General features: G+C 42.6%; 21 protein-coding genes. 15 read left to right on the top strand and 6 right to left on the bottom strand.

The window, feature by feature from the left end; genetic code table 11:
- Positions 1-207: 207 nt before the first annotated feature.
- Positions 208-351, top strand: a complete 144-nt coding sequence (locus ACEYW6_RS24745) for a hypothetical protein (protein WP_412981842.1) — start codon at positions 208-210, stop codon at positions 349-351.
- Positions 352-609: 258 nt separating this feature from the next.
- On the opposite strand, the gene ACEYW6_RS24740 is transcribed toward ACEYW6_RS24745, so the two are convergent.
- Positions 610-1,695 carry a glycosyltransferase family 4 protein gene (locus tag ACEYW6_RS24740; protein ID WP_412981841.1) on the bottom strand — a complete coding sequence of 362 codons (1,086 nt, stop codon included), beginning with the start codon at positions 1,693-1,695 and terminating at the stop codon, positions 610-612.
- Between the two features lie 689 nt (positions 1,696-2,384).
- Between ACEYW6_RS24740 and ACEYW6_RS24735 the strand changes: the two genes are divergently transcribed.
- From ACEYW6_RS24735 to ACEYW6_RS24720, 4 genes are all read left to right on the top strand, one after another.
- Positions 2,385-3,188: an ABC transporter permease gene (locus ACEYW6_RS24735; RefSeq protein ID WP_196511000.1), complete on the top strand. Its 804-nt coding sequence runs from the start codon at positions 2,385-2,387 to the stop codon at positions 3,186-3,188.
- Positions 3,189-3,490: 302 nt separating this feature from the next.
- Entirely contained in the window at positions 3,491-5,329 is a 1,839-nt protein-coding gene (locus ACEYW6_RS24730; RefSeq protein WP_412981840.1) for an SUMF1/EgtB/PvdO family nonheme iron enzyme, read from the top strand.
- A 27-nt stretch (positions 5,330-5,356) separates the two neighbouring features.
- Positions 5,357-5,818 (top strand): hypothetical protein, encoded by a 462-nt coding sequence (locus ACEYW6_RS24725; RefSeq protein ID WP_412981839.1) that lies wholly within the window; start codon positions 5,357-5,359, stop codon positions 5,816-5,818.
- A gap of 611 nt (positions 5,819-6,429) precedes the next feature.
- Entirely contained in the window at positions 6,430-7,104 is a 675-nt protein-coding gene (locus tag ACEYW6_RS24720) for a hypothetical protein (protein WP_412981838.1), read from the top strand.
- Here the strand turns inward: ACEYW6_RS24720 and ACEYW6_RS24715 are convergent.
- Positions 7,091-8,632 (bottom strand): phytoene desaturase family protein, encoded by a 1,542-nt coding sequence (locus ACEYW6_RS24715; protein ID WP_412981837.1) that lies wholly within the window; start codon positions 8,630-8,632, stop codon positions 7,091-7,093. The two genes, ACEYW6_RS24720 and ACEYW6_RS24715, sit on opposite strands and share 14 nt — an antisense overlap.
- Positions 8,633-9,430: 798 nt before the next feature.
- Between ACEYW6_RS24715 and ACEYW6_RS24710 the strand changes: the two genes are divergently transcribed.
- The 9 genes from ACEYW6_RS24710 to ACEYW6_RS24670 all read left to right on the top strand — a co-directional run bounded on the left by ACEYW6_RS24710 (position 9,431) and on the right by ACEYW6_RS24670 (position 20,262).
- Positions 9,431-9,931 carry a fatty acid hydroxylase gene (locus tag ACEYW6_RS24710; protein WP_412981836.1) on the top strand — a complete coding sequence of 167 codons (501 nt, stop codon included), beginning with the start codon at positions 9,431-9,433 and terminating at the stop codon, positions 9,929-9,931.
- Between the two features lie 758 nt (positions 9,932-10,689).
- Positions 10,690-12,651, top strand: coding sequence for a sensor histidine kinase (locus ACEYW6_RS24705; protein WP_412981835.1), 1,962 nt, complete (start codon positions 10,690-10,692; stop codon positions 12,649-12,651).
- Between the two features lie 13 nt (positions 12,652-12,664).
- The gene (locus tag ACEYW6_RS24700) at positions 12,665-16,036 is read left to right on the top strand and encodes a PAS domain S-box protein (RefSeq protein WP_412981834.1); all 3,372 of its coding nucleotides are present in this window, start codon (positions 12,665-12,667) and stop codon (positions 16,034-16,036) included.
- Positions 16,037-16,140: 104 nt separating this feature from the next.
- Positions 16,141-16,518 carry a response regulator transcription factor gene (locus ACEYW6_RS24695; RefSeq protein ID WP_412981833.1) on the top strand — a complete coding sequence of 126 codons (378 nt, stop codon included), beginning with the start codon at positions 16,141-16,143 and terminating at the stop codon, positions 16,516-16,518.
- 684 nt (positions 16,519-17,202) lie between these two features.
- Positions 17,203-18,297, top strand: coding sequence for a phosphotransacetylase family protein (locus ACEYW6_RS24690; RefSeq protein WP_412981832.1), 1,095 nt, complete (start codon positions 17,203-17,205; stop codon positions 18,295-18,297).
- Between the two features lie 30 nt (positions 18,298-18,327).
- Entirely contained in the window at positions 18,328-18,600 is a 273-nt protein-coding gene (locus ACEYW6_RS24685; RefSeq protein WP_412981831.1) for a hypothetical protein, read from the top strand.
- 85 nt (positions 18,601-18,685) lie between these two features.
- Positions 18,686-19,189 (top strand): DNA recombination-mediator protein A, encoded by a 504-nt coding sequence (locus ACEYW6_RS24680; RefSeq protein WP_190894310.1) that lies wholly within the window; start codon positions 18,686-18,688, stop codon positions 19,187-19,189.
- 94 nt (positions 19,190-19,283) lie between these two features.
- Complete coding sequence (locus ACEYW6_RS24675; RefSeq protein ID WP_196510278.1) at positions 19,284-19,682, top strand: MAPEG family protein; 399 nt, start codon at positions 19,284-19,286, stop codon at positions 19,680-19,682.
- 88 nt (positions 19,683-19,770) lie between these two features.
- Positions 19,771-20,262, top strand: a complete 492-nt coding sequence (locus tag ACEYW6_RS24670) for a YajQ family cyclic di-GMP-binding protein (RefSeq protein WP_190728108.1) — start codon at positions 19,771-19,773, stop codon at positions 20,260-20,262.
- 63 nt (positions 20,263-20,325) lie between these two features.
- On the opposite strand, the gene ACEYW6_RS24665 is transcribed toward ACEYW6_RS24670, so the two are convergent.
- Together ACEYW6_RS24665 and ACEYW6_RS24660 are read right to left on the bottom strand one after the other, a co-directional pair.
- On the bottom strand, positions 20,326-20,883 hold the full coding sequence (locus ACEYW6_RS24665; protein WP_412981830.1) for a glutathione S-transferase family protein: 558 nt from the start codon (positions 20,881-20,883) through the stop codon (positions 20,326-20,328).
- 6 nt (positions 20,884-20,889) lie between these two features.
- A complete protein-coding gene (locus ACEYW6_RS24660; protein WP_190894313.1) occupies positions 20,890-21,354 on the bottom strand; it encodes a hypothetical protein in 465 nt (154 codons plus the stop codon).
- 406 nt (positions 21,355-21,760) lie between these two features.
- On the opposite strand from ACEYW6_RS24660, the gene ACEYW6_RS24655 reads away from it, so the two are divergent.
- Positions 21,761-22,486 (top strand): tetratricopeptide repeat protein, encoded by a 726-nt coding sequence (locus ACEYW6_RS24655; RefSeq protein ID WP_412981829.1) that lies wholly within the window; start codon positions 21,761-21,763, stop codon positions 22,484-22,486.
- A 219-nt stretch (positions 22,487-22,705) separates the two neighbouring features.
- Here ACEYW6_RS24655 and ACEYW6_RS24650 read toward each other — a convergent pair whose 3' ends face one another.
- Both ACEYW6_RS24650 and psaM read right to left on the bottom strand, forming a co-directional pair.
- Positions 22,706-23,116 carry a hypothetical protein gene (locus ACEYW6_RS24650; RefSeq protein ID WP_412981828.1) on the bottom strand — a complete coding sequence of 137 codons (411 nt, stop codon included), beginning with the start codon at positions 23,114-23,116 and terminating at the stop codon, positions 22,706-22,708.
- Positions 23,117-23,368: 252 nt separating this feature from the next.
- Complete coding sequence (psaM, locus tag ACEYW6_RS24645) at positions 23,369-23,458, bottom strand: photosystem I reaction center subunit XII (RefSeq protein WP_040630342.1); 90 nt, start codon at positions 23,456-23,458, stop codon at positions 23,369-23,371.
- Positions 23,459-23,580: the final 122 nt, after the last annotated feature.

Here is a 23,580-nt window from a genome sequence, read left to right as displayed (position 1 = left end):
ATAAAAATACTGTCAACAAATACGGTAGGACATACCGAACTTCAAGCTTGTGGAGAAGCAGTAAGACTCGTTGGTACCTGTACCTAAAAGCGTGTTTCTGAGAAGCAAGAATCTCCCGCTACACCGCTTTGCGGTGTAGCGGTGAGAGTGTCAATGGGAGATTAAATCACAATTAAAAAAGGCAAAAATAACAATATACATAGCTCTTTGGCTTCTAAGGTTAAAGGTGAAGCTGGGTGCATCCTTATAGATCGTCAAGGACGGGTTGGCTGGGCATATAACTCATCACACATGGCTTGTGCTTATATGACCGCAGGACAAGACAAGGTGGCTGCTTTTACCAAGAAATAACTCATATCAATTCGTAATTATAGCCGTTCTCATTTACGTGAGGTAGTAGGGGCGCAAGGACTTGTGCCCCTAAGATGGGATATTTTTTTAACTGGAGTCCCTAAGGAATTTATAGGAAATCCAGATCGCAAGCAATCTCTCAAATCTCTGCCTAAACTGATTTTGACGTTAAGTTGATACCCGTGACAGATGTTGCATCCCTATGATGGTTTGTATTCTACTTAGTTAAAAACATGTAAGATTATACAAATGCGATATTTAAATGCGATCGCTAGCTAAACTAATCAAACTGCGTAAACGCCCATTCTGAGAAAATCGCTTTGCTAGGATTTGTTGATAAACCGCCTCATAGCCATCAGTCATGTGCTCAATGCTAAAAAGATTTTCTACATGCTGGCGACAGGCATAGCGGTCTAACTCTATTACCCGATCAACGGCACTGATGCACTCTTGAATATCATTGCAGAGGAAACCTGTTTTGCCGTGGGAAATTACCTCTTCAGTAGACCCCAATTTCATCGCAATCACGGGCGTACCCGAAGCCATTGACTCTACCATCACCAACCCAAAGGGTTCTCGCCAAGTGATGGGGAACAGAGTTGCTACTGCACCTCCCATCAGAGCATTTTTTTGGGTATGGTTGGCTTCGCCTAGATACTCAATTTGCTTCCCATCAATCAGTGGTTGGATTTCTTTCTCAAAGTATTCCACATCAACGACATCAACCTTACCTGCCATTTTCAAGTGCCAACCAGCAAGTTTTGCAATTTCTATTGCTAAGTGCGCTCCTTTCTCAGGAGACATCCGACCCAAAAATGCTAGGTAGGGCGGATCTTCTGGTTGAGAGTGAAACTGATAACTGCTGACATCAATTCCGTTGTAGACCGTTGCTATACAGTTTAACCCTAGCCTTGGTTCTCGTTGTGCATCGGAAATACTGACGTAGGGTTCTTTTTTCCCAAAACTAAACATCTTTTCGTTGTCAGGGGTAAAAATACCATGCAATGTGTGAACCGTAGGGGTTGTGACGAGATTTGCGTAGGCCAGTGCCCCATACCCTACATGGGAGTGAATAATATCAAATTCTTCTGCACGTTCATACACCGAAGCCAGATTCAGCATTTCGTAAATACTGTAATCTTTGATTGTGCGATCGAGTCTGAGGGCACGGGGATGAACTGACGTTAGTTTTGCCAGACTGATAGAATCTCCCGACGCAAATAAAGTTACTTCGTGTCCGCGTCGGACTAACTCATCGGTCAGTAACCCCACTACTAGCTCGATGCCACCATAAGCAGGCGGCGGAACTCTTTCCCATAATGGAGCTACTTGAGCTATTCGCATCACAAACCTCCTAAAAAATGAAAGTTGAATTAGAAGTTTTTTCTTTCTTTTGTTGTAGTGCTTGTAATTGATTCACTTGGCATCAGAAAGTAACTTCAGACACTAAACTTATTAACAATTTCTTTCAAATCTTATGCTGCTTCTTTTATATTTATTGTCTATCCTAGTACGGAAATTACCCACTCCTAAAGAGGTAAATTCATTCTGAATTATTAATTTTTGGTAATCTGGTGCAATTTTAAATATAGTTTTTTTAGAAAGAATAATTGTCTAAAATCGCTCAAAACTAAGTTAAGTAGTCATAAAAAGCTAAAAACCTCTACTATTGCCTGCAAATTATTTGATTTTATAATGTTATTTAAAGAAGAAACTGTCTAGTCAGTTTTTGGGCGGCTTTCCGTACTTAGAGGATAACCAGTAGCGGACTAAAAGACAGATTCTTGTACAGTACTTAGTTTGAAATTAGAAGTGCCAAAGCTTGATTAGGAATTCTATCCAAATTTTTACTCATATCATCCTTAGCCACCTCAAAAGGGAATAAGGAGATTACCAGAATTAAAATCTCTCTATTCACTCCACGAATTGGTTTACCCAGCAGTTACGGAAAAAGGAGAGAAGAGAGTTAAATTATTGACTTATTGCATAAGATATGATATTTTATTTTGCTAACCAACAAAACAAATATAAACGTGAATATCTCTCCATCTCTAAAAAAACCGCGTGTCTCATGGCAGGCGGTTTTCTCACTGCTGATATTTGTGTTCATGTACCTGCCCATACTGGTACTTGGCTTTTATAGCTTCAATCAGTCGCCCTACAGCGCAACTTGGCAAGGATTCACTCTCGATTGGTATCGCAAGTTGTTCAGTGACGATCGCATCTTATCAGCTTTGCAAAACAGTATGATAGTTGCTGGTTGTGCAGTGGGAATTTCAGCAGTGCTGGGAACTTTGATGGCGGTTGGGTTGGCGCGTTACGAATTTCCTGGTAAGAAATTGTATCGGGGTGTTGCTTACCTACCATTGATTATTCCCGATATTGCGATCGCAGTGGCTACCCTAGTATGTCTAGCAGCGTTTGCCATACCTTTGAGTTTATGGACGATAGTTGCAGCCCATGTGGTATTTTGTCTGGCCTACGTTGGACTTGTGGTCGCTTCACGACTGACTAACTTAGATCCTCACTTAGAAGAAGCAGCACTAGATTTAGGCGCTACACCAACGCAAGCTTTCATCAAAGTATTACTACCTCAATTGATTCCTGGGATTGTAGCTGGTTGTCTCTTAGCCTTTGTCCTCAGCTTAGATGACTTTCTCATTGCCAGTTTTACCGCTGGTAGCGGTTCTAACACCCTACCAATGGAGATTTTTAGCCGGATTAGAACAGGAGTCAAGCCTGATATTAACGCGCTGAGTGTGATGTTGATTTCAGTATCTGCGATCGCTGCTATTGTAGCTGAATTAATTCGCGCTTCTGGAGAGAATAAAAACTGAAAATAAAACTCGCAATTGGTAATCAAAATTAGGGATAAGTTGGTTCTCCATGAACTTTTCCGAGTGGGAAATAAAAGCTATATTAAAAGAGACGTTGCAATTTAACGTCTCTTCACCCGTTGTACTCATGTATTCATATTTACTAATAATTATAAACGTCCCAATATAAACAAACATATAGCCTCCGTTTATAAGGAAGTTTAAGCACAGGAATAAACTTCCGTGTTCGCTTCTCTACATAACTGTTTTCAATTAGATAATATTGGGGCTAACTTTGGAGAAGATGCTATTTTCCTCTCATTATGCAAATCTGCCAAAATCCCAATTGCTCAAATCCATTCAACTCTGATAGCAATAGATTTTGCGTGAGTTGCGGACAAAGCAACTTTGGCAAACTTCTAAGAAGCCGTTACCGTGTATTGAGACTTCTAGGTGAAGGTGGATTTAGCAGAACCTATGCTACAGAAGATGTAGACAGACTAAATGCGCCTTGCGTCATCAAGCAATTTTTCCCACAATTTCAGGGAACAGGACAACGCACCAAAGCAGCAGAATTTTTCAAAGAAGAGGCTTTTCGGTTGTATGAACTGGGAGAAAATCATACCCAAATTCCCAGATTACTTGCTTACTTTGAACAAGGTGCTAGCTTATATCTTGTACAAGAATTTATTCAAGGAAAAACCCTGTTACAAGAAGTTCAGCAACAAATCTATGGTGAAGCACAAATTTGGGAACTTTTAGCTGATTTATTGCCAGTTCTACAATTCATTCATACTCATAATGTCATTCATCGGGATATCAAACCAGAAAATATTATCCGCCGTGCAAGTGATAAAAAACCTGTTTTAATTGACTTTGGCGGTGCTAAACAGGTAACACAAACTAGTTTAGGAAGACAAGCTACGGTAATTTATACCCTTGGTTATGCCCCAACTGAACAAATGGCTGGATTTGCTTGTCACGGTAGTGATTTGTATGCTTTGGGTGTAACTTGCGTGCGTCTTTTAACTCGATGTTTGCCTTTGCAGGATGCTTCTGGACAGGTTAATGACCCTATTTATGATGCTATGAATGCTCAGTGGTTGTGGCGTGAACGGTTACAAGAAAAAGGTATTACTATCAGCGACGACTTAGGAAAAATTTTAGATAAATTATTAAAACATCTACCTAGCGAGAGATATCAAACAGCAGTAGAAGTTATCAATGATTTGAAATTTGCAACATCGAACATTGAACCTGTTGCTCTAAAAATTGTTTCGATGTCTCAACCGATATTACCGCCGCTACCACAAAAAGTAATAGTACCATTACCCCCATTAGAAACCTTTGAATTTGACGTAGTGACAGTAGACACAGGTGGTAGAGAAGTAAACCGCATGAGTTGCAATGCAAACTTCTTTGCCGAAGAATTGGGTAAATCTGTCACATTAGAAATGGTGTCTATTCCTGGCGGTACTTACATGATGGGTTCACCGGAGTTTGAAGGAGATGCTGACGAACGTCCTCGACATCAAGTTACCGTTGAACCATTTTTTATGGGGAAATTTCCCGTAACTCAAGCACAGTGGAGAGTAGTAGCAGCTTTACCCAAAGTCAAACAAGCTTTAAATCCTAATCCATCGAAATTCAAAGGTTTAGATAGACCAGTAGAAAATGTATCTTGGTATGAGGCTGTAGAATTCTGTCTCAGACTATCAGCAAAAACTGGACGCGACTATCGTTTACCGAGTGAGGCTGAATGGGAATATGCTTGTCGGGCTGGAACTACAACATCCTTCCACTTTGGCGAAACCATTACCTCTGAGTTAGTCAGTTGCACTATCGAACCAAAAAGCAAATTCCGTAAAGAAACAACCAACGTCGGTAGTTTTGAAGTCGCCAACGCCTTTGGATTGTACGATATGCACGGGCTAGTTTGGGAATGGTGCGCTGATTCGTGGCATAACAATTACAGTGATGCACCCTCAGATGGAACAGCTTGGGAAGTTGGCGGTGATATTAATCGCCGGGTACTACGCGGTGGTTCTTGGAGTTTCAATGCAGAACTTTGTCGCAGCGCTAGCCGTAGTTGGAATGAGTCAGACGGTGGACTGAGAGTTTGTGGCTTTAGAGTAGTATTTTCCGTAGAGGAGATTATTTAGCAATTTAATTCAAAGGCTGTATAAATTATGAAAGACAGAATTGAGAAAGGTGACATAGTACTTATAAATAAAAGTGGAAAATATCATAATCAAGTGGGTGAAGTTAGCGAAGTTGATTACAATATTTTCTTCGTCAAAATAGTGCTAGTAAAGTTAGATAATCAACAAGAAGCCTTTGAAGAAAAAGATTTACAATTACAAACCAAAAAGCCGAGCCTGAAAGAAGTCATTGCATCAGTAGATAAAATTCTAGAACAAGTTGAGCAGATTCCCTACTTGCCAGTAAATGAGCAAGTAGAATTACCCAACCGTCTAAAATATCTGAAATTAGATATTCCTAAACTCGATAAACAGGTGATTCAAAAAAACTTCGACAGTATAGATAAAATACTCGCAGCAACAAGAGAAGCAGACTCATCAGCAAGCTTTTGGCAGGAAATAGATCCTAATTTGCAGAAAATCAGCTGGTGGATTAGAACAAGCTTGTAAACCAAGAAGTAAGCCGGCGAGAATAAATCAAACTATAGCAATCCAATTTATCTGCTTCCCAGACTCTGGCTGCCGCCTTAAGACTTGCGGCAGCAGCCTGATGAAGTGCATTTTCAGTCAGAGGCTGGAAACGAGATTTTAACCTAAGTTGACACCAATTAGCATTACTGTACCCCTAGCAACGTATTTGTATCATTATTCAAGTGAAATAATATAAAAAGTACTTCAATTCTTCACATAAAATTATTAATAATTAAAGGAAAAACTCATATTGGTTCACATGATAATTGTTAGGTTGAAGGCCAAGTAATTAGAGATGGACATAATTAAACATAACTATATTTTTATCATTTTTAGCCTTAATGCCTTATGCCTCATACTTTATGCTCTGTCTTCAGCAGCTATATTTATTTGCACCCTTTACTTAGCCTTACCTTTCTAACTGTATGATTCAAATTTTGATATTAGCTTGACGATTACTTCATCTTAACTTCAAAAAAGTACTTTTTTCTCTTTTTAGGTTGTTTATTTAACGGCAATCACTAAGCTTTTAGATTAGTAAACGGCGTGTTATTAGATAAAATAATCTACAAAGATCATCAGAAGTATATATGCATTTTTCTCAGTTTGCAGGGATTCTTGGTTGTACAACAGCAGCTTTTATATCAATTGCACCCATACAGGTAGAAGCTGCAACTTTTAAAGTGATATCTGGAGTCACCAGCATTGATCGTGACCACGAGGATATTCTTAGAAATATCGGGCTAAAATTGACAGGCAGTAATAATACAGTCGCAGCAATTCCTAGCAATTATTTAGTTGGCTTTAACATCGACTCAGCCACCAGTTTCATGTTCAGTGATGAAGGCAGTTTTACTCCGCTCTCAGGTACACTTGAGCATACTGGTAGTGTTACCTTCAACGATCAAATTACTGTTGGTGAGTTTTCAATTGCTTTTGCTCCGGGACGTACTACCAAAGATGCCAGCGGATTTGTTTTAAGAGATACAATTTCTTTAAATACAATTTTGTTTGATTTGAGTATTCCAGAACCTGTAGCATTTGATGGCGAAAATTTAACCATCCCTGATGTTAAATTGTTAATTTCTCCAGAGTTTGCTAGTATCCTGCAAAACTCTAACTTAGCAGGTTTGTTTGCTGGAACTGCCCGAATTGATGCTCAAGTTGCTGCCGTACCTGAACCTGACAGTGTACTAGCAACTTTGGCAGCAGGTGCGGCTCTCTTGGCAACTAGGTTTTTAACTCAAAAAATTAAATACACTTGATATCTTGAAGCATAGCTAAATGCTTCTTAACAGGTGCAAGTGTATTTGCAGCAATTAGCCCACTGGCGGCGACTGCTGGTAAACCAATGCCAGGAAATGTCGAGTCTCCACAGCACATCAGTCCTGGTAGAGGTGTGCTGGGGCCAGGAAACATACTAGAGCCAGCCTGAATTGCTGGGCCGTAAGAACCTTGGTGACGACGGAGAAAACGCTCGTGGGTTAGAGGTGTACCAACAAGTGTGATTTCGCAACGAGAGCGAATATCTGGAATTATCCGCTGTAGCGCTTGCCACATTACTTCTGCACGCGATCGCTTTTGTTCGGCATATTCTTGGTTCTTTCTATCCATCCCCTGCCAGATAGCATATGGCTCATTACCAGGAGTATAAACATGAATCACGTGCTTACCCGGTGGTGCTAGGGATGGATCGAGAATTGAAGGGATTGATATCACCACAACATTCTGAGGTGCTGTTATGCCCAATTCCCAGTTATTAACCACAATGTAATGACATCGCAAATTTGACTGTAATCCTTGAGCATCAATGCCTAGATGTAGATGCATAAAGCTATCACATTCAGGTGTCGCCTGTCGTTTAGCGCGGTACTGTTTAGGTATTGCCTTTTCTGGTAGTAACTTCACTGTGTCCCAAACCGATGCATTAGAAATTACTGCCCGCCGCGCCCGAATTTCTTGGCGATCGCGCAGACGCACACCCACCGCTTGATTACCTTCTACAAGCACTTGCTCCACGTGAGCGCCCAGCATCAGCTTCCCACCTTGACGCTCCAATCCTTGTACAAGGGTGTCAACTAAAGCACCACTACCACCAATCGGATATTCCAGTATTGCGTCTGGCCGATACCAGTCCGCAAACATAAATCCTACCTCTGCGGCACTAGTGCCATCTGCTGGCAATCCAGAAAGCAGAAAACAAAGCAAATTCAGCCAGTTTCGGGTAAACGGGTCTTTAACAACGCCATCCATAATCCGGCTGAAGGGGCCCGTCAGCTTGATTATATTCGCAAAATGTTTTGTCAGAGATGGGACAAATGGGCCCACAGTTCTAGCTGCACCAAGATCAAAACGTAATGCCGCTGGTGGTATGGAGGTTGCTGCACTAGCGAATGGTTCCATAACGCGCTGGAGTTCCTGCCATTCGGCTACAGCATCATGTCCCCGGAATTTCATCAGCACTTCACAAAATTGCTCCGCACCAACCGAGGTGTCAAAATCACCTTCTGGTACAGAACAACCCCAGGTATCGTAGGTTACGCATGGTAATTCTGAACCAATTGCATCTAACACTTGCCGCAGAGGGTTGGCAGAGGGGCTGTAAGACAGTCCAGAGTAAAGGGACGGGCCCGAGTCAAATTTGAACCCATTGCGCTCAAAAGCATGGGCAGCACCTCCAGCAATGGAGTGGCTTTCGCAGACTATCACATCAAAGCCATACCGTGCCAAAAGAGCAGCACAACTCAAACCGCCAATACCGCTACCAATGACAACTACATCTGTAATTTGCATATATGTTTGCAACCATGAATTAAAACAGCCGGGGAAACTTGGATAATATCATTCGCTTCGCCATTCATAAACTGCTCTAATTGGTTAATATCATCAGTTCAGTAAGGATAGATATTAAACCGCCAGTGCTGCGTTCTTCAGATTAAAGGCTTGATTCGGGCAGACTGATGAAAATTGATATATTGAGACGCGGACACAGGGAAATATTTATTCTCCGCGCTACTCCCTACCTATGATTGGTTGATTTATAGCCTATTATGGCATTTAGTTAATTCTAGATCCTCCAAATTTTGAATTTAATTTAAAACCTGTTTTACTCACCTTAATAACCCAGTCTATGTTGGCAGAATGCCTATTTATATCGGTCTGATTAAAGTCATAATTGTAGCTTAATTGCCATCAATTTAGAATTAACAATACTGAATAAAGCCTTAACCTAAATTTGTACTAACTTTAACTCAACCTTTGCTTACGCTGTATCTCTTAGTAAGAAGATTGTGTAGTAACTATAGCAAAATACTGTATTTCAATCGGCATTTAGATGTATGACTACCATTAACCCAGAGCTAGAAGCTAAATCGGAGGTTGTAACAAGTTGCTGTTTACTGCATTAAGGATCAGAGATTCATGAAACTGCAACTGACCCAAATACACTTTGAGCCAAATTAACTGGAGCGTAGACCCATGAGACACAAAGGTTCTGCTTGCATAGATAGCGGAAAACCAAGTGTCTACGCCGACAGTATGACATTTGCATATTTTCTGTGGAGTTTTCTTAACTATTCTTGAGGAGTACAAATGCTTGAGGCTATCGCTGTTGCTTGGTTATTACTATTTTTTGGTGATTTTTTATCTACATTTATTTATCATGTACCCGAGCACGTTTTTGGTAGCCTTCATTTAAAAACGCACCACTCCTGGAAGAAGGACTTCCGCCACTACGCTATTTTGACTTTTAATCCCCAGGTTCTTTTAGATGGTATCTTGGGAGCTTTGCCTTATGTACTCATAGCAGTAGTCTTGTGGTCTTTTTCTCCCATCGGCGTTATCTCTGGATTACTGCTTGGTCAGCTTCATGTATGGTGGAGACACATAAGTGTACTGGGTTGGAAAACTTCAAAGCCTGTAAATATTTTATGCCAAATTCTATTTATTACTACTCCTGAGAGGCACTGGTTACATCATCACAAAACTAATTTAGGTTTCGGTGATATCTTCACCTTTTTTGAACAGCCTGCACAAATGTGGTTACGCTGGCTTCGGCTACTCAGACTTCGTTTTCGCTACTCTCGAATCTAACTGAAGTTACTGCTTACCTAAATACTTTTTAAAATTACCAAAAAAAGCTGCGATCGCAGCTTTTTTTGTATCCTATTTATTTTTTGCCAAAGAGCGGATTATTCCAGTCTTAGAAATGCAGTTACCTACATACTCAGAAAAGTTGATTCCCAACTTACGAGTAGTCGCAACAAGAGACATCAATTGACCATAGCTTTAAAACTAGGCCTTTATATAGTTATTTCCATAACTCATCAAAAAGTAAGCGAGTTACACAGGCGGAAGAATGCCTCTGCTACCGAGTTTAAAGATATTTGCTACCGCTCAACTTTGCTGTTATGTCGCCCATCTTTTTGGGAAAACTAGTCTTAATTAGTAAATTATTATATTCCACTAGATTTTTATGACTATTTCTTTCTTTTTTGGAGATGCTGGGCGTAGTTTGCTTATCCGAAGGAGTATGGATAGCTGCGGTGAAGAAGGCAGGAGGCAGGATAGCGCAGCCGTAGCGAGTCCGCGTTCGCGTAGCGTCTCGCAGAGAGCGTCGGCAAGAGGCAGGAGGAGAAAATCATCCGGGGATTCGACCCCTCCTGAATTGAAGCCACTGAACTCTCGTAAAGAGCGGGAAGCTAACGCAACAGTGAGGGACTTAAACCCAAGCTTTCTCTGGTCGCGGCAGGAGGTTGAGGACAGTTTTCCTCCTGCCTTCCTCGATATAATTAATAACCTGCTTGGCTTGAACGCGGTCAATTTACAACCTGCTGCTTATGAGGTGTTTCATGTCCGCAGTTAGCCTCAGAAAGATTCTCAACAAAAAAGATTTGCCATCTCTTCTTCATAACTTAGTCTACCAGTTTAACATTGCGATTGATGTTGAACTGGTAGACGGCACGAAACTAATTAGCATTGGGGAGCAAACTACGAAAAACCGATATCCAATCGAGGTGTCAGGAGAAATCATCGGTTGGGTTGTTGGCAAAGAACAGGCAACTCTACTTGCGACTTTGCTCTCATTGCTGGCAAAGCAGGAAGCTGAGAAGAAAGAACTCGCCAAAGAATTGCTGGAGCGATACCAGGAAATTGATTTGTTTGAGGATATCTCAACTCAACTGACAACAAGTTTAGATACGCGACAGATTGCCCAGCTCGTGCTTCAGGAATTGAGTCAATTAATTGAATCATCTGCGGGGATGATTCTGCTCCTGAGTCCAGATGCAACTGCATTTGAAATTATTGCCGAATTTGGAATATTTTTTGACCACAGTCAGCCGGAACCAGGGAAGGGAATTATTGGCAACATTGTGCAATCCAACCGGGCAGAACTAATCAATGATGTCCAAGCCGATCCTCGATTAGAGGGGCAAAAAAACGTTAGCGCCCTGATTTGTGTACCGTTGCGAGCCAAGGAGCGGGTACTGGGAGCGATCGCTATTGGAACACCCAAAACTGACTCATACATGGCTGAACACCTGAAACTGGTGAGTATCTTTGCCTCTCAAACAGCGATCGCTATTGACAAAGCTATGCTTTACGAGCAGAGCACTCAAGCAGCCCTCCAGGCAAAAGCCCAGACACAGAGGCTTCAGCAAGCTCTCCATGAGTTGCAATTGGCTCAAACTAAGTTGATCCAAAGTGAAAAAATGTCCAGTCTAGGGCAACTCATTGCCGGAGTTGCCCACGAAATCAACAACCCGGTTAACTTTATTTACGGCAATTTAAGGTATGTTGCCGAGTACGCCCAAGACTTGTTACACCTGTTGGAAAAGTATCAGAAATTTCTACCTGTTGCTCCTCCAGAACTGGAATCAGAGTTAGACAATATAGACTTGGAATTTATCATGCAGGATCTCCCGAAACTGCTAGATTCGATGAAACTGGGCACAGGTCGCATCGTAGAAATTGTCCAATCCCTGAAAAACTTCTCCCGCCATGACGAAGCAGAAATGAAAGCCGTCAATATCCACGATGGCATCGATGGGACGCTGATGATTCTTCACCATCGCCTGAAAGCAGCTATTCGCCGACCGAAAATTGAAATCGTTAAAGACTATGCAAAACTTCCCCTGATTGAATGCTACCCCGGACAGTTAAATCAGGTGTTTATGAACATCCTGGCAAATGCCATTGATGCTCTAGAGGAAGGAATGGACAATGAAGAAATATCCCCCCCTACAGCCCAAATCACCATTCGGACTGAATTCTTCGATAACCAGTGGGTTGTGATTTGCATTGCCGACAACGGTCCAGGCATGAAGGAGGAAGTAATTCGCCGCATTTACGATCCCTTCTTCACCACCAAAGATGTTGGTAAGGGAACCGGGTTAGGCATGGCAATCAGCTACCAAATTGTTGTAGACAAACATCGGGGAATACTCAAGTGTCGTTCTCAACCAGGTGAAGGCACAGAATTCTGGATTCAAATTCCAGTCAATTGTGCATTGGCAGACGCTGCTAAAGAACAAAATAGCAACTCTGCGTCGCCAACTTCCACAACCGAATCATCCCCCACCTCCGATGCCGACGGCTTCATTCCATCAACAGCTCCAATGCTCAAACCGACGGATTTGCTGATCCGCCACACTCAATTGATCCAGCGACTTTCACACCACAGTCCATCTGTGGAAGCTGCATCACCCGATCAACTTTACCAGATGTTTCAACACCACCCAATTTCGTTAAAGCTTTACGCCACTTTGTTGTCTTGGTTCTGTTGTTCTAACCCTACCCAAATACGCCACTAAAGAAACCTCAACCATGTTTAACCAACTTGATGAATACAACAGTCAGCTATTTGAACTATGTCCTGTTGGGCTAGTACTATGCCGAACAGATGGGACGCTAATTAAAATCAACCCTGCCTATGCTGCCATTTTGGGGCGCACTGTTCCAGAAACCCTAAATCTCAACTATCACCAGATTACTCCAGAAAATTATGCGGCTGCCGACCAAGCTACCCTGGAAAACCTAGAACAAACTGGTCGTTACGGCCCCTATGAGAAGGAGTTAATCCACAAAAGCGGGTATCTGGTTCCGGTCAGAATCTCTGGACTGATGATTGAGAAAGATGGAGAGCAACTAATCTGGTCTAGTGTGGAGGATATCAGCGACCTTCGACGCGTTCAGCAGGAACGCCAACATAATGAAGAAATACTAAAACAGAGTGAAGCCCGATACCGCTCTCTAGTAACTGCTAATACACAAATCGTCTGGGTAAGCACACCAGAAGGAATTTGCTTTGAACTGGTAAGCTGGATAGCTTATACAGGTCAAAGTCTAGCTGAAGCGGAAAATGGGGGCTGGATTGATGCCGTTCATCCAGACGATCGCGCCTACACCGGAGAAGTCTGGAGTGCTGCTGTGGCAAACCTGAGTATGTATCAAATTGAATACCGAATTCGTGGCAAGGATGGCAACTATCGCTACTTTTGGGTCTGGGGTGCGCCCGTTATAGAAGAAGATGGCAGCGTCCGGGAGTGGATTGGCACCTGCACGGATATTCAGGATCGCAAGCTGGCAGAAGCCGAAAATCAGCGTCTTCAAGAACGATATCGCTCCTTAGTAACTGCTACTTCACAGATCGTCTGGGGAGCTACCCCAGAAGGACTGGGAATAAGCAGTGAAATGGTCACCTGGATGGACTATACGGGGCAGAGCAAAGCTGAAGTTGAGGGTTGTGGCTGGATCGATCCCATTCACCTCGATGACCGTGCCAACTCCACAGAAGTTTGGAATGCTGCTGTGGCAAACCGAGGTATCTACCAAACTGAATATCGGCTGCGTGGCAAGGATGGCACATACCGCTACTTCTCTGTCTGTGGTGCCCCCGTCCTGGAAAAAGACGGCAGCATTCGGGAATGGATTGGCACCTGCACTGATATTCACGATCGCAAGCTGGCAGAAGCTGAAAATCAACGTTTATTAGATATGTTGAATCATTCCAGCGATGCCATCATTGTCCGCGACATGAGCGACAAAATCTCTCATTGGAATCAGGGTGCCGAAAGTCTGTACGGTTGGACACGTGAGGAAGTCAAAGGGCAGTACATTCACGCATTTCTTAAAAAAATCTTTCCCAAACCAAAAGAAGAAATCATCGCAGAGTTATTACAGCAAGGTAATTGGGAAGGAGAAGTGCAACACCTCACCCATGATGGCAAACAGCTTATCGTGCAGAGCCGATGGACGTTACAACGAGATATCTCTGGTCAGCCCTGCGCGGTGCTAGAAATCAATACCGACATTACTGCCCGCAAACAAGCAGAAATCGCTCTGCGGCAACTGAATCAAGAACTGGAAGCCAGAGTTGTAGAGCGGACAGCTGCCCTGCAAAATACCCTAGCAGAAGCGCAGGGATTAAATGCCATTTTAGATAACTTAGCAGATGGTTTGTTAGTGGCAGACACCACAGGACAAATCACCCACTTTAATCCTGCCTTTTTAGCTATGTATGGATTGACAGCTAACGCCCTCAACGGCCACTACCGAGAATTGCCGATATCTGGTTTAGCAGACCTAGTTGCACGAACTCAGTCCCATCCTGGAGAGGTGTTCTCTGCCGAAGTTGCACTGGTAAAGGAACGCATTGGTCAGGCAGTGGCGACTGCCATTTTCAAAAAGACGGCAGATCAGGAACCCGCTGCCTGCTTCGGTTCGGCGTTGCTGATTCGGGATGTGACAGCAGAAAAGGAAATCGACCAGATGAAGACCGACTTCATCTCAACAGTTTCCCATGAGTTGCGGACGCCACTGACTTCTGTCCTCGGTTTTGCATCGATCATTCAAGAAAAGCTGGAAACCGATGTGTTCCCAATGCTTTCTACCGAAGACCGCAAGCTTCAGAAAACCATTAAGCGGGTGGCTGACAATCTCAACATTATTGTGTCAGAAGCAGAACGGCTCACATCTTTGATTAACGATGTCCTGGACATCGCCAAGATGGAAGCAGGTAAGGTGGAATGGCAAATGCAACCCCTTGATCCCAGCGAATTACTCGATTGGGCAACCAATTCTACCGCCGGGTTGTTTGAAACCAATGGCTTGCAGTTAGTCAGCGAGATTGAACCTGGACTGCCTCAGATAGTAGGCGATCGCAATCGTCTGCTGCAAGTTTTAATCAACCTGATTTCCAATGCCGTTAAGTTTACCGAATCTGGTTGTGTCACCTGCCGCGTCAAACAAGGAAACGACGGTGTTTGCATCAGCGTTATCGACACAGGCATTGGTATTGCACCTGAAGACCAGCCGAAAGTATTCGAGAAATTCCGCCAAGTTGGCGACACCCTCACCGACAAACCCAAAGGCACAGGGTTAGGACTGCCCATTTGTAAACAAATCGTCGATCATCATGGCGGTAGAATCTGGGTTGAGAGTGAACCAGGTAACGGCAGCGTATTCTCGTTCATCATTCCCACCTACGCCTGTGATCCAAAAACCACTCCTAATCTGAATCTGGATACGCTAGTCAAACAACTCAAAGAACACGTCATCACCAAAAACGCTGTACTGAACCAAAACCGTAAAACGATCTTGGTTGTAGATGATGATGCCAACATTCGAGAACTACTCCGTCAACAACTGGAAAACGAAGGCTACAACGTTCGGGAAGCGAAAGACGGTGTGGATGCAATTCATCAAATCAAAACAGCTCGTCCCGATCTGATCCTTTTGGACGTGATGATGCCCCAAATCAACGGCTTCGATGTGGCAGCCGTTCTCAAAAATGATCCCCTGACCTCAGACATTCCGATCATTATTTTGTCAATTATTGAAAACAAAGAACGGGGCTATCATATTGGCATTGATCGCTATCTCACTAAACCCATTGACACAGAGAAACTCCTCAACGAAATTGACTCACTCCTTTACCAAGGCACTTCTAATAAAAAGGTATTGGTTGTAGATAAAAATGCATCAGCCTTAAAAACCCTATCAGATGTACTACAAACTCAGGGATACAGCGTGATTGAAGCCTCCGATCCGCAAGAATGCATTCATAAAGCCTTGTCAGCCAAACCTGACATGATCATCATCGATTCTATCTTCTCTCAAGAAGCCGATTTGGTGAAAACCCTACGGTTTGAGAAGGAGCTGGAAAATGTATTTTTTATTATGCTGTCTGAACAATAATCGCTGTGACTGGGTACTGGGTAATGGGTACTGGGAACAAATTCTTCTAATCCCTAATCCCCAATCCCTAATCCCCAATCCCCAATCCCTAATCCCCAATCCCTATGACCCAGAAAATTCTGATTGTTGACGATGAACCCAATATCTTGATTTTGATGGAACAAGCCCTAGAAGTATTAGAAGACGAGGGTGTTGAACTTCTAACTGCTAGAAATGGAGAAGAAGCTCTCGAAACGATTAAAACTGAAAAACCAAATCTAGTTTTTCTCGATGTGATGATGCCTAAAATGAATGGTCTGCAAGTCTGTCACATTGTTAAACACGACCTACAAATGACTGAAATCTACATTGTGATATTGACAGCTAAAGGACAAGAATTTGATAAACAAAAAGGAATTGAGGTTGGTGCAGATTTATATCTAACGAAACCATTTCGTCCCAAAGAAGTACTTGAAAAATCAAAGCAGGTGCTGGGTTTTTGAGGAAAGTAACGAATGCTTTTCATCTGCTTTTGCTTTCAGTTTGTCGGAGGCGATCGCAGTACTTAGTAATACTAATTTATCCACAATGGATGGAGCTTGCTTCTGATACTACGCTATTTCGAATATCAATTATTTAGATAGAATAAATAGTTTTTAAAACTATCAAAATATCACAAAGATGCGATAAATCGCCGTCTCTACAAAGGACTGATTATTGTAAAGATGGCGATTTATCACGTCTCTTCCCTTAACCGAACCGTACCCCAAGTCTCCATTACTTTTTAACTGGGGCGCTTAAGGAAGCAGGAGGCAAGAGAAATCCCCATAAATAAATTCAGGGGATTTAGCAAGGACGCTGTATTTCTTGTTGCACTCTCCGCTTGAAATACATATTTTTTGTTTTTCATAGAGGAACTGGCTTGATCTAGACCCTTTTGACAGAGGGAAGAATTATTTTTTAAAACCTTCTGCCTCCAGCAATAACTGTTCTCTGCCTTTCTTCGGTAATACCTGAAAATTGCTGTAAGTGTTAGCCTCCCCGGCTCACCTGCCCTGTGCTTGTTCAACTAAAAGGTATTTCTGGGAAAGCTTAATTTGTGAGAGCGAGAGGCTTTTGCCAGAAGGAACTAGAATTAGGAAACACCTAGCTGGGTTCTTCTGACTTTTGAAATTAGGAGTGCATGTGTGCCAAAATCCCCTAAATATTTGCTGATTGGATCAACCGAGACTTACAGCGGTAAATCTGCAACTGTTCTGGGTTTGTCTCATCAGCTACAGCAAAAAGGACTGGATATTACCTACGGTAAACCGCTTGGTACCTGTTTGAATTCCTCTAGTGGAACCGTAATTGAGGAAGATGTCCAATTCATCGCTCTTAGCCTCAATTTGCCGGAAAACCGTGTTGCACCTACAATGCTGGCTTTGGATGAACTCAATGTGCAAAAACGCTTACGAGGGGAAGATAAAACCGATTATCAGCAGTCCCTAATACAGCAATATTTACAAATGTCCCAAGGTGATTTGGTATTACTGGAGGGGCCTGGTGATTTGTCCGAAGGCAATTTGTTTGACTTGTCTTTGCTGCAAATGGCTAAAGTATTGGATGCTGGTGTGCTGTTAGTAACCCGCTATAAATCGTTGCTTTCGGTTGAGGCGCTATTGGCTGCGAAACAGCGTGTAGGCGATCGCTTACTTGGAGTTGTGATCAATGATATTCCTGTCACCCAACTAGAAGCGGTTGACACTCTGTTGCGCCCATTTTTGGAACACCAGGGGATTCCGGTACTAGCAATGCTGCCGAACAATGCTTTGCTCCGCAGTGTCAGTGTTGGCGAACTAGTCAAACAGTTAAAGGCTGATGTTCTCTGTCGCAACGATCGCATGGATTTGTTAGTAGAAAGTCTGGCAATTGGAGCGATGAATGTCAACTCCGCTGTGAAATATTTTCGCAAACGCCGAAATATGGCAGTGGTAACAGGAGGCGATCGCGTGGAAATTCAGCAAGCTGCTTTGGAAACTTCTACCCAATGTTTAATTCTCACCGGGCAACTACCGCCGCCGCCGTTCATTCTCAGTCGCGCTGAAGAACTGGAAATCCCGATTTTATCTGTTGACTTAGACACCCTCACCACTGTAGAAATTGTTGACCGCACTTTTGGGCAAGTCCGCCTCCACGAGCCGATTAAGGTTCAGTGCATTCGCCAGTTGATGTCTGAGCATTTTGACATTGACCGCCTGTTATCTAAACTAGGTTTAACTCCGGCAGCGGCATTGTCTTAGATTCATCAACTCAAGCAATTAAGAGCATCAATGCTCAGTTATCAGTTAGGCAGCTGTATTACTGCTGAGGGTACAGCTGGTTCGCCGTCACCTCCTAGGGGACGGCGTGCTATTTCCTTCCGCCCCATAGCTGGGACGACGTACAAAAATTTAGAACAGCGTTACTTTCAGAATCCGCAAGAACTGTCAGAATCAGGCAAATTTCAGTACTTGACTCTCCTAAATGAGATTAGTTACGAAACACATTGGCTAGCCTGGTGTTACCAAGTAATGGAGTTACTGAACCAAACAATCGAAAATTAGTAGCAATGTTTAGCTCAAGTTTTCCTCGTATCTACACGCTGTTTGGTAAAATATCTGGGTCGTTTAATTCGGATTATGTCCATCTTTGAGCCAATCAACAGACCTTATTAACCTCGATACATTAGCCCAAGAACTAGCGACAATCCAGCAAACGGGTTCTAAAAGAATCGCCTTGCTGGGTTCTCGTCACGTGCCGATTACGCATCAGAATCTTATTGAAATGATGACTTATGCCCTAGTTTTATCGGGTAATCGAATCATTACTTCTGGTGCTACAGGTACAAATTCCGCTGCCATCAAGGGAGCAACGCGGGCTGATCCGAATTTGCTAACGGTGATTCTCCCCCAAAGTCTGGAACGCCAGCCTTTGGAATCGCGCCAGCAACTAGAACAGGTAATGCATCTAGTGGAAAATCCCAGTAATGATACTCTGTCTCTTGCTGAAGCTAGTTACCTGTGCAACAAGGAAATTGTGTCTCGTTGCCAGCAACTGATCTGCTTTGCGTTTCACGACAGCCGCACCCTGTTGCAAACTTGTCAAGATGCAGAAGAACAAAGAAAAGTGGTGACCCTCTTCTACTTTGATTAGTCATTTGTCATTTGTCTTTTGTCATTTGTCTTTTCTATTTGACTAATGACTATTGACTGATGACTAATGACTCATAACCAATGCTTAATAAATAATGACTATTTTTTTGTACTCGATCGCTGCTGCTGCCGTTCTAATTTACCTGCCATTTTTGCTGGTAGCTTATGCCCGCGTGCGTATTGGGTATGAAATGTTTTCTACTCCTCGCGCAATGTTTGATAAATTGCCACCATACGCCCAAAGAGCTACTTGGGCACATCAGAACACCTTTGAAGCGTTTATGGTGTTTGCGGCAGCGGCATTGATGGCATACGTAACTGGTGTAAATTCTTTTACAGCACAAGTGGCTGCGATCGCCTTTGTGGTAGCCCGTTTGCTATACTCAATTTTTTATATTTTGAATATACCCCTTTTGCGATCGCTCATGTTTGGCATTGGCATCCTTGGCTCTGCCACTCTCTTTTTCTTGAGCATCATCCAAGCTACTAGTTAAGTGGGAGTGGGAACTGGGGACTGGGGAAAAATTTTCCCAATACCCAATCCAAAATCCAAAATCCAAAATCTAAAATCCAAAATGTTTTATGGCTTCTACTTTTTCCTTTGACATTGTGAGCGACTTTGACCGACAAGAGTTGGTTAACGCTGTCGATCAAGTTATACGAGACATCAAAGGTCGTTACGACCTCAAAGACACTGAAACTACTGTCGAGTTAGTCGAAGAAAGCATTAACGTTAGTACTGACAGCGAGTTTACCTTAGATTCTGTACACAACATTCTGCGAGAAAAAGCCGCCAAGCGTAACCTCTCCCAGAAAATCTTTGATTTTGGCAAAGTTGAATCAGCCAGTGGTAATCGCGTCCGTCAAGAAATCAAACTCAAAAAAGGCATCAGTCAAGAAATCGCCAAACAAATTTCCAAATTGATTCGGGACGAATTCAAAAAGGTACAAGCTTCAATCCAAGGTGATGCTGTGCGGGTTTCTGCCAAATCTAAAGATGACTTACAAGTAGTTATGCAGCGGCTCAAACAAGAAGACTACCCAGTTGCTTTGCAATTTACAAATTATCGTTAAAAGATTCGTAATTCGTAGTTAAAAATTCAATTACGAATTACGAATTACGAATTACGAATTATTTTAAGCCCGTCCGCCAACACTTTTTTGAAATGCTGGACGCTCAGATAACTGCTTCATATATTTCAACACTTCTGGGTAGGAACTGAGGTCTAGTTTCAGCATGATGGGAATGTAATTCAGAATAGATCCCACTGCCACATCAGCAACAGTGAACTCATCACCAAGCAAAAAAGGTTGCTTACTGAAAATTTCATTTAACGGAGTCAACAAGCGGGGCATTTCTCGCTCCCGACTTGCTTCTAGAAAAATTCCTGGCCCAAGGGTAGCATTGGCAAACGATACCCATTGGGAAAATAGAGCACGTTCCTCTGGTGAAAGTGGATTTTTACCGTATTTATCGGCAAGATACAGCAAAATTGCCCCAGATTCCCAAAGCTGAAAATCCCCGTCAACAATTGCTGGAACTTTGCCAACTGGGTTTATTGCCAAATATTCAGGTTTGAGGTGTTCACCAGCCTGCATATCGAGCTTGACGAATTCGTAGGGAACTCCTAGTTCCTCTAAATACCAGTGAACAATTGATGCTCGACTACGAGCACCGCCGTAAAGTTTGAGCATAATTACTTAAAGAACTTTGTGAGTGTGAGAATGCTGTTTAACGTTGTCTTCTTTGGTGACAACTCTAGCGGCATTTAATACCCGCTTGCGCTCAATGGAATACTTAAATTCAGTGTAGTTTGTACCTAAGGGAATTAAAGATTTTGCAGATTCACGACGCTTATAGGTACGAGCCGCTGCAAATGCCCGTGGTACAAATTCCTCTCCAAACTGAGCCGAATCTGGGAAACCATCTGGCAACAATGGTGAATCGCCATCCAGCACAGATCCCAAAGTTGTTGCATGAGCCAGCTTATAGGAGGTAGGGATACCCTTTAAAAGCGCTTCCAAAGCGGCAGAGGGAATCGGTTCTATAACTTCGATTTGATAAACTTCTCCATCTTCTTTGACGAAGCAGGTTGCCAAACCGATAACAATGTAATCATCGGTTGCTAAATCAGGGGCATTAGGATAGGAAATTGCAGTTGTCATCGGAAAATTTCTCAAAACTTAAAAATTAAATCTAGATACTGGGGCAAGTGGCTCATGAGGCATGGGTTATTCTCCTTGTCTCTCTTGTCCCTATGTCCTCTTTCTCATCTCTAAAGAACCGCTTGTTGGCATTCTACCAATTTGTCGCTCTCACTACTTGACTAGTCTTGGAGATTAACATCCGCTATTTCTGGAATTCACCTTGGGGATGAAGTATTCATGATTAGGTTTGAGGATTAATTGTTTGTTTAGGGCGTAAATTTATCTTGTACCACTGGGTTAAGTTCTCTCTTGAGATGGCTTCTAAGTAACCCTGAATACTTTAAAAATAGTCATAGTGGTAAAACCACCCGTAGACAAAAATTAGAATTTAATTTCAAAAAGCAGGGATTTCAGGCAGGGAAAGATGAATATTCACTCGTTTTTAGCTGACGGTGACCAGCAAAATAACCAATCTAAATATATCTTAACTAGTACAAATAAATTACCAAAGCAGAGGATAAATGACACAAGCGCATCTACTTTAGGGGATAGCTACTTACGCTCTTGTGCTTTGAGGTTGGCTCAACAAGGAGATTATACAGAGGCGATCGCAACCTTAACCCAACTAATTTCCCGCCATCCCCACAATGCCGTTGATTACAACAACCGAGGGCTGATTTATTTCCAAGGTGGTGAAAGGCAAAAAGCGCTTTTCGACTATAACACCGCCCTCACACTTAATCCCTATTTGGCTAGTGCTTATAATAATCGGGCAAATTACTACGCAGCTTGTGGAGAATTAGCAGCAGCACTTGCCGATTACGATCAAGCGATTGATTTCAATCCTCGCTATGTCCGGGCGTGGATTAACAGAGGCATTACTTGGCGTGATTTGGGGCAATATGAGGAGGCAATTGAGAATTTTGAGGTAGCACTGCTTTTCGGTCAGCTAGAAGGTCATATCTGGGCTGAACGCGGCAGAACTTACCATCTTTGGGGCGACTGGAATTGTGCGATCGCTGATTATCGTCGCGCCCTCACTCAACTGCCCTCTCTCAAAACAACTAGGGACGTTACTGGTTCTCGCTTGCGTTTACAAATCGAAAATTGGCTAAACGATTTGTTATCTCCTGAGCGTCCTATTTGGTAGATTAGTCCTTCTGGGGAATTCAAAATTCAAAATAAATTATTAAATTTTGAATTGGAGTTTAGTGACGCTGTATCGTTAATGACTAATAGATGATAACTACATAGCTATTCAAAAATTAGCTATTAACCATTATTTATTAGCAATAATATAAATTAACACCCGGTTTGTACGTAGCCAGAATCACAAGAAACCTAAATAATCCCAAATTAGCTATTTGTCTTAGGGTGATGACTCTGTTTGTTCATTTTCTCGGCGATCCGGATTCATCAATATGACCCGACGCTGGCTGGGATCAAATCGATATCCCTGTTGTTGCATAATACTTTTAGTTTGCTGAGGATCGAAGTTACGGCTAAATTCCGTCTGCAAACCATTGACATGTCCTTCCATCAGCTTGACTTCAGTACTAATTTCTCGCAACTTTTCTTGCTGTGACCAGTGATAAGGTAAAAGTTGTGTTAAGGCAGATGCTGCAATGGCTGTGATCACAACATTAACCGCTATTTTGGCTGTGCTTTCCAGCGCCATCACCTGGTAAGAACGTTGACGAAGATGCCGCTTTGGTCGAGGAATGACCCGGCGTTTTTGTATAGGTTGTAACGGTGGTCTGGATGGTTGAATCGCGTTCATGATGCTAAAAGATAACCTCGCTTAATGAAGGGAAGCACTGTAAAAGCCCTCTGGCGCTAATTACTGCTTGATTTAGCTGTCATATTACTTCATTTTTTTGAAATAGCTACAAGTGTTGCACCAGTTAAAAAATAACCTGGCTTACGTAAGTGCCAGTTTCGTAGCTACTTATGGCATAAAGCCACAAGCAGCTGGAAATTGCACCCCGTACTGCCAGGATTATTAGCTTTTTAACTGTGTCACATCGTAGCGTTATTTGTAAAGTTCTGTGGCTAATCGCCAAGCTAGAACTCCTGGGATCAGTGCCACAACTAGAGCGATGTAGACTTGAGTATCCGAGATGGAAGATATCTGAGCAATGTACAGAGTATCTAAGATAGGCATGGCTGAAAACCTCCTAACCTGAATAGATTTTGAACAGTTCGTTTACTACTTTTCCTTGTTTTGCCAAGATTGTGGAATAT

It is taken from the genome of Nostoc sp. UIC 10607 (assembly GCF_047228265.1).
GTDB lineage: Bacteria > Cyanobacteriota > Cyanobacteriia > Cyanobacteriales > Nostocaceae > Nostoc > Nostoc foliaceum_A.
The sequence above is the reverse complement of the archived record's forward strand: the minus strand, read 5'-3'. Positions and strand labels throughout refer to the sequence as shown.